Annotated in this window: 11 protein-coding genes; 9 read left to right on the top strand and 2 right to left on the bottom strand. The window is 43.5% G+C overall.

The genetic code is table 11. The features are described 5' to 3' along the window. The first annotated feature begins 17 nt into the window (after positions 1–17). The 4 genes from ACR42H_RS16290 (at position 18) to ACR42H_RS16275 (ending at position 5597) form a co-directional block, all read left to right on the top strand. Positions 18–1265 carry a M20 metallopeptidase family protein gene (locus ACR42H_RS16290; RefSeq protein ID WP_436371889.1) on the top strand — a complete coding sequence of 416 codons (1248 nt, stop codon included), beginning with the start codon at positions 18–20 and terminating at the stop codon, positions 1263–1265. Then, positions 1255–2310: a homoserine dehydrogenase gene (locus tag ACR42H_RS16285; protein WP_436371887.1), complete on the top strand. Its 1056-nt coding sequence runs from the start codon at positions 1255–1257 to the stop codon at positions 2308–2310. Before ACR42H_RS16290 ends, ACR42H_RS16285 begins: the two co-directional genes overlap by 11 nt. A 21-nt stretch (positions 2311–2331) precedes the next feature. Then, positions 2332–3774 (top strand): aldehyde dehydrogenase family protein, encoded by a 1443-nt coding sequence (locus tag ACR42H_RS16280; RefSeq protein ID WP_436371885.1) that lies wholly within the window; start codon positions 2332–2334, stop codon positions 3772–3774. Between the two features lie 278 nt (positions 3775–4052). Next, positions 4053–5597 (top strand): BCCT family transporter, encoded by a 1545-nt coding sequence (locus tag ACR42H_RS16275; RefSeq protein WP_436371883.1) that lies wholly within the window; start codon positions 4053–4055, stop codon positions 5595–5597. Between the two features lie 533 nt (positions 5598–6130). On the opposite strand, the gene shc is transcribed toward ACR42H_RS16275, so the two are convergent. Continuing rightward, entirely contained in the window at positions 6131–8005 is a 1875-nt protein-coding gene (gene shc, locus ACR42H_RS16270) for a squalene--hopene cyclase (RefSeq protein ID WP_436371881.1), read from the bottom strand. 119 nt (positions 8006–8124) lie between these two features. Between shc and ACR42H_RS16265 the strand changes: the two genes are divergently transcribed. From ACR42H_RS16265 to ACR42H_RS16245, 5 genes are all read left to right on the top strand, one after another. Beyond that, positions 8125–9213 carry a DUF2515 family protein gene (locus ACR42H_RS16265; protein ID WP_436371879.1) on the top strand — a complete coding sequence of 363 codons (1089 nt, stop codon included), beginning with the start codon at positions 8125–8127 and terminating at the stop codon, positions 9211–9213. After that, complete coding sequence (locus ACR42H_RS16260) at positions 9188–9586, top strand: CBO0543 family protein (protein WP_436371877.1); 399 nt, start codon at positions 9188–9190, stop codon at positions 9584–9586. Before ACR42H_RS16265 ends, ACR42H_RS16260 begins: the two co-directional genes overlap by 26 nt. 518 nt (positions 9587–10104) lie before the next feature. Then, entirely contained in the window at positions 10105–10257 is a 153-nt protein-coding gene (locus ACR42H_RS16255; RefSeq protein WP_166672458.1) for a hypothetical protein, read from the top strand. 258 nt (positions 10258–10515) lie between these two features. Beyond that, positions 10516–11271, top strand: a complete 756-nt coding sequence (locus ACR42H_RS16250; protein WP_436371875.1) for a DUF2087 domain-containing protein — start codon at positions 10516–10518, stop codon at positions 11269–11271. 19 nt (positions 11272–11290) lie between these two features. Next, positions 11291–11644: a GIY-YIG nuclease family protein gene (locus tag ACR42H_RS16245; protein ID WP_436371873.1), complete on the top strand. Its 354-nt coding sequence runs from the start codon at positions 11291–11293 to the stop codon at positions 11642–11644. 27 nt (positions 11645–11671) lie between these two features. On the opposite strand, the gene ACR42H_RS16240 is transcribed toward ACR42H_RS16245, so the two are convergent. Further along, on the bottom strand, positions 11672–12934 hold the full coding sequence (locus tag ACR42H_RS16240; protein WP_436371871.1) for a dicarboxylate/amino acid:cation symporter: 1263 nt from the start codon (positions 12932–12934) through the stop codon (positions 11672–11674). Positions 12935–13021: the final 87 nt, after the last annotated feature.

Raw genomic sequence — 13021 nt, 5'->3', positions numbered from 1 at the left:
GATCGAGGTGAGAGTTGATGTCAAATAATCATCCTATCGTTGAGCAAGCGAATAAATTGGCTGGGCGTCTTGTTGAATGGCGCCGTCATTTTCATAAGCATCCCGAACTTAGCTTTCAGGAGTTCGGGACCTCCCGTTTTGTTGCGGATATGTTAAAGGAAATAGATGGAATAGAAGTAGAAACAGGAGTTGGGCTTGAAACAGGAGTAGTAGGCACTTTGACCTCGGGGGATGGACCAGTTATTGCACTTAGGGCTGATATGGATGCCTTACCGATTACGGAGGAAAATAGAACAGGCTATTCGTCCAAAACTGAAGGTGTAATGCATGCTTGCGGCCATGATGCACACACCTCTATTCTCCTCGGGGCTGCCTCCCTCCTCTCGGACCATTTCAAAAAGGGCGAATTGAAAGGGACGGTTAAATTTATTTTCCAGCCGGCAGAGGAGAGCACCGACGCTAACGGACTTTCAGGTTCATCGTACATGGTCCGTGCAGGGGCTTATGACCAAGCTGAAGCTGCCCTTGCACTCCATGTCTGTCCATGGCTTCCAGTAGGTAAAGTGCAAATCAGCGATGGCTACAGTATGGCTAACGTGGATGTTTTTGAAGTGAAAATCCATGGCTCAGGCGGCCATGGAGCTTATCCGGAGCTTGGCACTGATCCTATTTGGATGCTTGGCCCGGTCATGCAGGCATTATATGGAATTACAGCCAGGAGAGTTTCAGCGCTGGATGCTGCCGTTATCAGTATTGGGCAAATCCATGCTGGTACAGCAAGCAACATCATTCCGACTGAGGCAGTTATTCAGGGCACAATTCGGAGCTATACACCGGAAGTCCGTGATTTTTTGGCAACAGAAATAAAGAAAGCGCTTTCTATCGTGGAGCATTTAGGGGGAACCTTTTCATTGAATATCCAAAGAGGAGAGCCCGCTTTAAAAAATCATCCTGCTGTCAATGAATGGATAACGGACGCCATTGCAAAGACATATCCAGGCATGGGAATTACCAGGCGCCCATTTGGCCTTGGCGGGGAAGACTTCGGCTATGTGACTGAAAAAATACCTGGATCCATGTTTTTTCTAGGATGTGCACCAATAGAGGGGGTCCAGCGTGATCTTCATACCCCGATTTTTGATTTGGATGAAGCCTGTTTGCCGATCGGAACAGCCATCTTGGTACAAACGGCAGGCATGTTTTTAAGAACGAATCCGAAATTACAAATAGACCAAAATTTGGAGGTGGAAATGCTTGGCACATAAATTGGCGTTTATAGGATTTGGGGTTGTTGGCCAGGGATTGGCGGAAATTCTTCGTGATAAGAAAGAAGCACTTAAACAGAACGAAGGATTTGAAGCTGAAATTGTCGCGATTTCCGATTTAATGAAAGGGTCGATCTACCATCCAGGCGGCCTGGATATCAGTACAGTATTGCAAGTATTGAAAGAAACAGGGAGTTTGGAGAATTATCCGGAAACACCGGGGCTAATCAGGGGATGGGATAGCATCAGAACAATCAAGGACACCAATGCAGATACGGTTATTGAGGTTTCCTATACAGATGTCAAAACCGGCCAGCCCGCCATAGACCACTGTAAGGCTGCATTTGAAAAAGGAAAAAATGTGGTGATGACCAATAAAGGCCCTGTTGCCCTCGCGTACCAGGAGCTTTCTGAAATGGCACAAAAGCATAAAGTTTACTGGGGATTTGAGGGGACGGTCATGAGCGGTACACCAGCATTACGGATGCCGGCTGCTGCCTTGGCCGGGAATGACATTACGGAAATCCGCGGCATATTGAACGGGACAACCAACTATATTCTGACCCAAATGGAACAGGAGGGCGCTTCTTATGAAGCGGCTCTTACCGAGGCACAAAAACTCGGCTATGCAGAGGCGGACCCTACAAGCGATGTAGAGGGCCATGATGCAAGGTATAAAATTGTCATTCTCTCCAACCATGTCATGAATGCTCCTTTATCAGTCGGGGAAGTGGAATGCAAGGGCATTACAGGCATCACTTTGGACGATATTGAGAAGGCAAAGGCGGAAGGAAAGTCCTGGAGGTTAATCGCAAAAGCCAAAAAGGAAAACGGCAAGGTTATTGCCTCGATAGCTCCTGAGAAATTGGATGCTGAAGATCCTTTGGCTTCCATCAGAGGCGCTGTCAATGCCATAACGTATCAATGCGATCTTTTGGGCACAGTCACATTAAGCGGTGCAGGGGCAGGGAAAATAGAGACAGGATTCTCCCTTTTGATTGACTTAATTTCCATTAATCGTGAAAGGCAGCTTGTTTCAATCTAAAACGGAAAGGCGGTAATAAGCATGACCACTCAACTAACCGGACAAAGAATGTTTCTCGCAGGCGAATGGACGACAGGCGAAAGATTGATTGAAGTTCGTGATCCGCAGGATAACAGCATCATTGATACTGTACCAGCAGCTTCGAAGGAAGATATGCTTACTTGTATTGAAGAAGCGAAAGAGGGGGCGAAGATTGCTGCTTCCCTTCCTGTCCATCAGCGAATGGCAATTATTAATCGGGCTGCAGACTACATTGAAGCCAAGAAAGAAAAATATGCCAAGACGATTGCAAGGGAAGGAAGCAAAACCATTCGGGAAGCTTCAAAGGAAGTGGAAAGAGCCATTCAGACCTTCCGGATCAGTGCAGAAGAAGCAAGAAGGATTCATGGAGAAACCATTCCGTTTGACCAAATGCCCGGGAGTGAAAACCGCCTGGGATACTACCGCCGCTTCCCTATTGGAATTATAGGCGCCATTACACCCTTTAACGATCCATTAAATCTTGTAGCGCATAAGGTGGGTCCAGCCATTGCTTCCGGGAATGCCATTATCGTAAAACCTGCAACAGTGACTCCTCTCAGCGCCCTTTTAATCGCCGAAGCATTTGAACAAGCCGGATTGCCGACTAAAGTGTTATCGGTCATCACTGGATATGGAAGCGAAATTGGGGATGTTCTTGTTACCCATCCTGCTGTGCGAATGATTACTTTTACTGGAGGCCTGGACGCCGGGGAACAAATTACACGGAAAGCGGGATTGAAAAAGATAAGTATGGAGCTGGGGTCCAATTCTCCTGTTATTGTGCTGGAGGATGCTGATTTGGAAGAGGCTGTTGAATCAACGGTTTCCGGGGCATTTTGGGCAGCAGGGCAAAATTGCCTCGGTGTCCAAAGAGTGTACATCCAGAATTCCGTTTATGAGGCATTTCAACAGGCATTCGTTGCCAGGACAAATCAATACTGCGTAGGGGATAAGCAATCAGAACTGACGGATATGGGGCCGCTTATTACGGAAAAAGAGGCTGTCCGGGTTGAAAACATGGTTAATGAAGCGAAACAAAAAGGAGCAGCCGTATTAACAGGCGGGAAAAGGAATGGGTCTTTTTATTCACCTACTGTTCTCGAAAATGTCCCGGAAGATTGCACCATTGCGAAAGAAGAAATTTTTGGTCCGGTTGTACTTTTGTACCAAGTATCTTGTCTTGATGAAGCAATCAGTAAATCGAATGACATAAATTATGGCTTGCAGGCCGGAATATTTACCAGGGATATCGAAAAAGCACATAAAGCCATTGCCAAAATGGATGTAGGAGGAATAATGATCAATGACAGCAGTGACTACAGGATTGATGCAATGCCATTTGGCGGTGTGAAAAATTCAGGGTTAGGCAGGGAAGGAATCAAATTCTCCATCCAGGAGATGACAGAACCGAAAGTAGTCTGCTTTAAATTATATAACTATTAGAAACTTTTAATTTAATACTGCCAGACAGCCATCAAGCTGCCTGAATATCGTATGAGGAAGAACAATCCGGCTGCTCCGGAGGGTCTTCCTTTCCTTTTAGATAACTGAAGTCATAATTTATGTCATTCAACAACATTCATATACCTATGAAATGCAGACAGGCTTTATATTAAAAACCCTATCAAACTTCCATTGCAGTTTTCCACAAGGCACACAGGTGCTAAATCAATGCTTTGATAGAGCCATATAAAAGAAAGATTAATAAGGAGGATTTTATTTTGAAGAAAAACCGGGACCGCGCTTCATATAACAATCCAGTCTTTAAAATCTCAGCCATAATCGTTGGACTTTTTACCATTTGGGGAGCCTTTTCACCTGATAGTCTCGCTAAAAATGCCTCTATTGTTTTTAACTTTACAAGTAAATCATTTGGATGGCTTTATTTACTCAGTGTAGCTCTTTTTGTTTTCTTCTGTTTATACCTTGCTTTTAGTAAATATGGAAACATAAAACTCGGCCGGGATGGAGAAAAAGCCGAATATTCCTTATTTGCCTGGATCAGTATGCTGTTCAGCGCGGGTTTCGGGGTAGGAATTGTATTCTGGGGTGTAGCAGAACCGCTGTCTCACTTTTCTTCTCCACCGCTTCCTGGCGTAGAGCCGCAATCAGCAGAAGCAGCACGGGTAGCCATGCGATATTCCTTTTTTAACTGGGGCATTCATCAATGGTCAGTCTTTGCCATTGTCGGACTGGCTCTTGCTTATTATCAATACCGTCATAAAAGGAAGGTTCTTGTAGGCGAAGTATTAAGCGCAAATCATCCAGAAAAAAGAAAAAAGCTGAAGTCAGCAGTTAATATACTGGCTGTCATTGCTACGGTAACGGGAATTGCCACCTCGATGGGAATGGGTGTCCTGCAAATTAATGGCGGCTTGAACTATGTCTTCTCAGTTCCAAACAACCCTTGGGTACAAATCGGCATAGTTGGCATCATGCTTGCCCTTTATCTTGTTTCAGCTACAACCGGTATTGATAAAGGGATTAAGATTTTGAGTAATACAAATATGATTTTAGTCCTTGCTTTAATGGTGTTCTTCCTGTTCAGGGGTCCCACGGTATTCATATTTGAAAGCTTCGTCCTTGCCATCGGCGATTATATCCAGCATTTTATGGAAATGAGCTTCTATTTGACCCCATACACAGGTGAAACATGGGTTCAGGATTGGACAGTTTTTTATTGGGCATGGGTGATTGCCTGGTCTCCTTTCGTCGGTTCCTTTGTTGCCCGGATTTCAAAAGGGAGAACGATCAGGGAATTTGTAATAGGTGTAATGGTTGTCCCTCCTGCTATTGGGTTTGTATGGATGGCCATTTTTGGAGGAACGGGATTATACATGGATTTATTCCAGGGTACCGCCATATCCCAAGCTGTTTCGAAAGATGTGACAACTGCCATTTTCGTTCTGTTAAAGGAATTTCCATTATACACATTGTTATCAGTGCTGATGCTGGTCCTAATCGTCATATTCCTTGTAACTTCTGCGGATTCAGCTGTTTTCGTTCTGGGCATGATGACATCAGATGGGGATTTGAATCCATCCAACATGGTAAAAGTGATCTGGGGAGTATTAATGGCCGGGATCACCGCCGTGTTAATTGCCAGCAGCGGATTAAAAGGGCTGCAAACTGCTTCCTTGGTCTCCGCTCTCCCTTTTACAATCATATTGGGCATTATTAGCATTTCGCTCTATAAATCATTATCAAGGGAGAGAAAAGAAGCAAAAGGACAAGCCAAGTCGGTTCCCCTGCAGAAAGCCCAGTAATAATTGATAGAAAAATTCAATTTCTAAAGAGGCTCTTATAACATGCCCATCAAGAGATGAACAAATCATTACCCCGTTAACAAAAATAACGCTATTCTTTCTGTAATAACACGGAAAGGATAGTGTTTTTTAGATTTTAAATGAACTTATTCTGTTTTCTCAGGAATTGCAACCTCTTTGGCTTGGGTTCACTTCCTAAATCCTTTTGCCGATACCTATTCCATTTTTCACATTATAGCTTCACTTATTAAACAAGATCTACGTCCCAGCCTTCATCATGTTTTTGAAAGGCTGTGAAGTTTTTTACTAAAACTATAGGCTGCTTTCGTTCCATAAAAACGGGTAATCATAACAAAGAGGGCTCGCCATTTTGTGGCGAGTTTTCCTTTTTTATATGCCATTTACGTTGTCAAAAGGGCTGACATTTTCGGTAAAAAAAGTATCTCTGAACGGAACCTAGATTTAATAGGCGGCGCCTCTTTTGGCATGAAAAATGTAAAAGACGGCAGGGCTATTTCTTCCTCTGCTGTATATCACTGACCGAACTTCCTATGATAATGAGCCAAAGCCATAAGGGGAAAAATATACCGATAGCTATGATAATGGATGTAGAAGCTTCCTGCCATGGCCTGCCCTTTAGGATAGGCTGTTGTCCAATCCTCTTTATTAATTGAATGGACCAGGTAATAAATTCCTTTCCGAATCTCTTCGGTTGGCTGGTCTTCCGCTGCAATTAAAGCATCCAGCGCCCATGCCGTGTCTGTTATGGTACTTGCATTCAAAGGAACATATGATTTTTCACTGTCGCTCAGGCAGGATTCTCCCCAGCCGCCATCCTCGTTTTGGATACTCTTAAGCCAGTCAGCGGCTTTTTGGATGGAGGGATGTTCTTTTGCCATGCCTGAAGCAATAAGACCTGTTACGGCCGCCCATGTGCCATAAATATAGCAAACACCCCATCTTCCATACCATGATCCATTCTGTTCCTGATTGTTCAACAGCCAGTTAATGGCGTTTTGAACTGCAGGGTCCTGATCAGGCAGATTGGTATAGTTCCCCAAAAACTCCAGAGTCCTTCCGGTCAGGTCGGCAGAGGTTGGGTCTCCAAACATATATTCACCCTTTTCAATCGGCAAGAAGCCGAGCCATGGATTTTCGGTGTTTCTTTCAAAGGAAGGCCAGCCGCCATCCTCATTCTGCATGGATACAAGCCAGCGGACTCCGCGATCCCAGGCATCCTGATGAATTGGACTGCCCTCTGCGCTTCTGGCAATCGATCGCAGCGAAGCCGTTGTATCGTCGACATCAGGGTTTCGGGTATTAACGTCCGAAAATCCCCATCCGCCCGGCAAAGCATTCGGATTATGAATGACCCAATCCCCAAACTGATCATGCTGCCGCTTCAGCAAATAGGTATTTGCTTTCTTTACAGCAGAATCTTCTTGCGAAAGGCCGGCTAATTGGAGAGCGGCATTAATTAGAGAAGTATTCCAGACACTGGCGTTAGCATATTGCATATGGGGGAGACCATCGATATCAGTCCTGAGCGATTTCAGGCCAGCGACCGCATTTTTTATAATTGGATCGTCTTTGGAATAGCCAAGTGACAGGAGCGCAAAGATCATTAAAAAGGTGGAGCTGAAGTAACTATAGAATGTTCCATCCGGTTCAATCCGCTCCAGCATATATTTTTTTGCCCGGTCCATAGCCATCGAGTGAAACTGTTCAGGCAGTTCTAACAGATCTTCAACACCCTCTTTGATGGCTGATAATAAGGACCGGTATTCTGGCTGGATATCCCATGGGGTTTCTCCTGCTCTTGTTAAAAGTAAATCTGATAGGTCAGGGCTGTTTTTCGTTTTGATGCTGAACTTTTTCTCTGCCAGAATCAAAATCGGAGCCAGATTTACACGCCCATACACGGAAAACTGATAAAAGTTAAACGGGAAGGAAAGAGGCAAAAGCATTATCTCCACAGGAATTGGAAAGGATTCAGGCCATTTGTATTGTCCCGTAGACGAAAGCATAATTTTTGTAAAAACATTCACGCTCTCCATTCCGCCATGCTCCAGTATAAATTTCCTTGCGGCTTTCATTCTGGATTCTTCCTTCTGAATATAGCCCGAATACAAGAGCCCGTAATAAGCCTCCAAAGTGGCAGTTGCATTTCCATCCTTTTCATCCTCGAAAATTTTCCAGGCGCCATTTTCCTCTTGCCTGTTTATGATCCTTGCTGCCAGCCCCTGTATTAATTTTTCATCATGTATCTCCAGTGTCCTTAATAAAATGATCATATAAGCATCTGTTGAAATTCCAGTTTCAAATGGATAATTCCAGGAACCATCAGGAGACTGGTCTTTTCTTAATAGGGTGATGAGATCGTTAATGCCGGAAACTGTATCAGTCATTTCATGCACATTCCTCTCAAGTAAAATGGATCCTTTAGATACATATTCATATGGCTGAAAGAGAATTCATGGGGGAGGGGATGCTCATCTTTTTTCAAAGGAAGCAAGGGAAGTCCCCGATGGGCTGGTTAAAGGAAGAATTAAAGAAAAGGACAGGAACGCAAAAATCGATACATCTTTCAGATGAGGAAAAGGGGATCCTCGGCCATATCAAACGGGAGACAATGGGCTGGAATCTGAATAATGTCACCAGGACAAAAGCCTATCTTGATTTCTACCGGCAGCATCCGGAGATCCATTGGGCTTTTTTGGGGCATATGGTCTCCCGTAATGGCGGCTGGAATATGACCGATTTAAAAGGAGAGATTCTGTCCCGATTAGTACCGGATCATGAAAAACATTCCTTTTTTTCCTTTCTGGAAAGAGGGAATTGGCTCATTTTTCAGGATGCCTATCCGCAATTTTTGATTTACCGGGAAAGTCTGAAAAGAAATAAGCCATTATTTTTCCTGTTTCCATTCCTTAATATTTCGGTCTTCATGGAAACGGTCTGGAGCAGCTTTTGGAGAAAGCCCGATCCTTACCTTCTCACCATTGCCCTTATCATCAATGAACAGAGCTATTTAGAAAAAAGGGTGATTCAAAATTCGCTATATAAACAAGAGGTTTTTCATAAGCTTGAATTTAAGCTGCAGGAGCTTCTGTCCTTGAATCACATCCTTTTTCCTTATGAAAAGAATGGCGTTACCCATATGAGGGGCCAGACATTGAATCATTTTGAATCACTTCATGAACGGATCCTATTAGGGAAAAAGCTGTATGATGTCCTGTTTAAGGACAAAGAGGTGCTTGCCCTAACGGAACAATGGGCATATGCTCACCCCCATACTGGCTCAAGGAAGGATTATTGGCCGCATATTTTCAATGATATCCATGAAGGACTGCCAGGCGAGCAATATCAGTTTCAATTAAAATCGTGCCAGCTGCGACCGGGGGGAAGACGGATTTATAGCCCAAGCCTTGAAACGGCCTGGAAAAATGTGAGCCAGGCTGAAGCCGAATCAGGGGATTGGTTTAGAGATTTTCACGTATTGGAGTATTTTCTGGAGTTAGACGATATGATCAATGGGGAGATCCAGCATGCGTACTGTAAAACACTTGAAAGACTTGAGCTCGCAGCCCTTGCCAAAAAAGCCGTCTGGAATTAGAGCCTATTTGCCGGCCATGCTATTGGCATCGTTGTTAGGCACATATTTAGATCTGTATTTCATCGGGAAGGGGATGTACTACTTCCCGATCAGGCCATTCTCGGCCATCTTTTCCATTAATATATTGTTCACCCTGGCAGTGCTTCCTATTTTCATGATTCCTTTATTAAGAATCATGCAAAGCCTGAATGGCTGGTTAAAAGGAATGTTTGCTTTGTCCATCAGTTTAGCAATGGCAGCCCTGGAAAAAATGGCAGAGGACATGGGGCTGTTTGTCCATGCAGATCACTGGCATCATCTTTATACATTCGCGGGATACTGCCTATTTATCGGATTAATCTCTGCGTTTCATGGATGGATTAATAGAAAGTAAAAGGAATGAGTTATTTTTAAAAGCCTATTTCGACGGAAAATAGGCTTTTTTCTGTCTGATTAATTCGCATCAACGAAAATAGAAGACTATCTTTCAGAAATAATACAAAGATTAGATTTATTAAAGAAAGTTAACACTCTATTTACAAATTGGTAAAGGTCCGATTGTTCGACATATTTTTAAAAACTGCTTGATATAATGACATTATTTTAAGAGGAAGGGAGATGAAAACGGCGAAGCACTTGTAGGTTTAATACGATTTGACAATCCTCAGCAGCGAGAATTAACCCATCTATAAAGAAAAATTAACGTCAAAATCATTGGGGGAGGAATCATGACGGAGGTTTTACTTTATGTCGGTACATATATTTCCCTTACTTTTGCCCTCGGCTGGCTGATCACGGTTGCTTTTAATCTGTTTTTAAAATAAACACAACCTCTCACTCCCATAAACTATAGGGGTACTGCGAATTGGGCTCATTCTTCAAGCATCTTTAAAACCGGGGAGGTATTAAGATTTGTGGATTCTAACACTTTTTTTACATGACAGAGTCAAAATGTTTGAGTATGACAATAAAGATGAAGCCAGAACGGAGTTTGAGAAGGCAAATGGATGTAAGATTCTTTCTGAGATCATACATTTCAGGGACTTTGAAAAGAGAGGAAGTTAAAATACCTGGGCAAATGAAGCAGAGTCGTAAATGGAAAAATGCTAGACCTTCTTAACCGAAGGTCTTTTTTATTTGTCTGTTATTGTTATCACTGAATGCACTAACTTTTTGGTTGTTCGTTTGGGAATAAGCAAATATATTATAGGTGCGTTTGTTTTGTGGTTGACTAAAATTAAACTTTGTTTTAATATGTTTATCATAAAGCAAACAAAGTGATAGTTTGTTTATTTTCAAATTGATTAGGATGTGTATGGGTTAATGGAAATATCAACTCTATTCTGGGACGCTTCTTTTGAGGAGCTTAAGCAGGGCTATATCGAAGAAAAGGATTCACTTACATGCCTCTTATGCGGGGACAAGATTGAAAAAGGCATTGTTTACCCGTATAAAGATAGATTTTACGAAGCGGAACGGTATATGCGCATTCATATCGAAACGGCGCATACCTCGGTGTTTGATTATTTGCTGTCCATGGATAAAAAGCTTACAGGCCTTACTGATCATCAAAAAAGTCTTCTGCAGCTTTTTTATCAGGGAAAAAGCGATAAGGACATTCAGAAAGAACTGGACATGGGGAGCACCTCAACCATTCGCCACCACCGCTTTGCTTTAAAGGAAAAGGAACGGCAGGCGAAGACCTTCCTGGCAATCATGGAATTGCTGAAGGAAAAGGATGAGTACGCACCAGCTTTCCTGCCTGTTCATAAAACAGCCACGATGGTGGATGACCGCTACAACATTACAGAAGAAGAACAGGAGAAGATCCTCAAGAAATACTTCCCTGAAGGCACTGATAAACCGCTCTTAAAGTTTCCGCCAAAGGAGAAGCAAAGGCTGATTGTGCTGCGGGAGGTTGCCAGCCAGCTTTTGCCTGAGCACACATATGGCGAGAAAGAGTTAAATCAGGCTTTGAAGGACTTTTATGAGGATTATGCTCTGATCAGAAGATATTTGATCGACTATGGATTTTTGGACCGAAAGCTCGATGGCAGCGAGTATTGGCTTAAAAAATAGAAAAAACGGGGGAATTACCATGGAACGCAAAAGAGAATTAAAGCAGCAGTTTAAAGAAACACCCATTGAAGCAGGAGTTTATCAAATAAAGAATCAAGTGAACAATAAAATCCTCATTGGCAGCACGAATAATTTAAAAAGCTTGAACGGAGTAAAATTTTCACTCGAAACAAACGGCTACATGCCTAACCGGGAGCTGCAGGACGAGTGGAATCAGTACGGGAAAGAGGCTTTTGAAATCGGCATTCTGGAGAAGCTGAAAAAGAAAAATGATCCGTATTTCAATGAGAAGGAAGCCCTGGAGAAGCTGGAAGAAAAGTGGCTGGAGGAGCTGCAGCCATATGGGGAAAAGGGATATAACAAGAAAAAATGACGTGTGGTGACTCCACACGTCATTTCTTTAGGCTTGTTTAGCCAGTAAGGATTCCTTCAGCCAATTCTTCCCCTCAACAAATCGGCTGACCATCATGGCCGAAACCGTGTTGCCGGCTGAATTCAGGAGAGTTGCCGGTGCATCAATGATCGTAGAGATGACCGCAATGATTGGCAGTACTTCAGGCGGAAAGCCGAATACGCTTAAGATCAGCATCTCGCCAATCATGCCGCCGCCAGGGATTGCCCCCATAACAGCGCCAACAAGGAACGAAACGGCAAGGATGGTAAGAATGCTTGTCATGCTCGACATATCTTTCCCATACAGGCTGAACAGGAAAACAATCTTAAACACTCCGCCTAAGACAGAACCATCTTTATGCGTATTAGCACCAAGCGGGATCATCGTCTCCGCAATATCCTGCGGAACGCCCATTTTTCTGACCGCCGCCAGATTTATCGGGATACATGCTGCACTGGAGCATGTAGCAATCGCAGTCACTGAAGGAGTGGTGGCATTTTTCCAGAACACCCTGACCCCATCTTTTCCGCCAGCTGCAAAGGCGTACAGCGTAAAGAATCCAAAGAAGTATATGAGCGTTAATACAAGATAAAGGACAAACACACGTACATATCCGCCTAGAATCTGCGGGCCAAGCTCACCAATGATGGTCGCGAAATAACAGCCAAGACCAATTGGCGCATAGTACATCACAAATCCAACGATCTTCATCATGACAGCTGAACCAGAAGAAAGAAGATTTGCAATCGGCTTTCCTTTTTCCCCTGACATCGCAGTTGCCAGGCCGAATAAAATCGAGAACACAATCAGCTGCAGCATGTTATTTTTAGAGAGCAGCATCTGGAAATCAGGCACCGTGAACGCCTGGACCAGCTGGCCCAGGAACGTGACTTCTTCTGCCTCAGGGTCGATGACCGCGTCCGTCATAATGCTTTTAATGGCAGAGATGTCTGTGTTTTTCAGCGGTTCGACAATGGAAATCCCGATGAAGCCCAGGATAGCGGAAATAACAGCCGTAATGAAAAACACAGTGAAAATTCCGGCCATGATTTTCCCAAGCCTTTTCATCCCGCCCATATTCGCCAGGCTTGAAGCGATGCTAAAGAAGACGAGCGGGACAATGATCATAAACAATAAATTTAAAAATAAATCCCCAAACGGTTTTACGACCGCTGTCTTCGGGCCAAAAACCACTCCGGCAATTCCCCCAATCAGGATGGAAAGGAGCAGGAAGATGGTGAGTTTGTAATTTGAAAGAACCTTTTTCATAATGTCTCAACCTTTCTATATAATACGAAACTCTATTATATAATTAAATTGTGCCTCAAAAGAAGGCTGCTGAAATATTTTTTTTAT

The organism is Cytobacillus sp. BC1816, assembly GCF_051353635.1.
GTDB classification, from domain to species: Bacteria; Bacillota; Bacilli; order Bacillales; family Cytobacillaceae; genus Cytobacillus; species Cytobacillus oceanisediminis_C.
The sequence above is the reverse complement of the archived record's forward strand: the minus strand, read 5'-3'. Positions and strand labels throughout refer to the sequence as shown.

What these genes read in the sequence shown, in the direction of transcription:
- ACR42H_RS16290 (WP_436371889.1), top strand. Translation starts at nt 18, where the DNA reads ATGTCAAATAATCATCCTATCGTTGAGCAAGCGAATAAATTGGCTGGG.
- ACR42H_RS16280 (WP_436371885.1), top strand. Translation starts at nt 2,332, where the DNA reads ATGACCACTCAACTAACCGGACAAAGAATGTTTCTCGCAGGCGAATGG.
- shc (WP_436371881.1), bottom strand. Translation starts at nt 8,005, where the DNA reads ATGACTGATACAGTTTCCGGCATTAACGATCTCATCACCCTATTAAGA.
- ACR42H_RS16265 (WP_436371879.1), top strand. Translation starts at nt 8,125, where the DNA reads ATGGGCTGGTTAAAGGAAGAATTAAAGAAAAGGACAGGAACGCAAAAA.
- ACR42H_RS16250 (WP_436371875.1), top strand. Translation starts at nt 10,516, where the DNA reads ATGGAAATATCAACTCTATTCTGGGACGCTTCTTTTGAGGAGCTTAAG.
- ACR42H_RS16245 (WP_436371873.1), top strand. Translation starts at nt 11,291, where the DNA reads ATGGAACGCAAAAGAGAATTAAAGCAGCAGTTTAAAGAAACACCCATT.
- ACR42H_RS16240 (WP_436371871.1), bottom strand. Translation starts at nt 12,934, where the DNA reads ATGAAAAAGGTTCTTTCAAATTACAAACTCACCATCTTCCTGCTCCTT.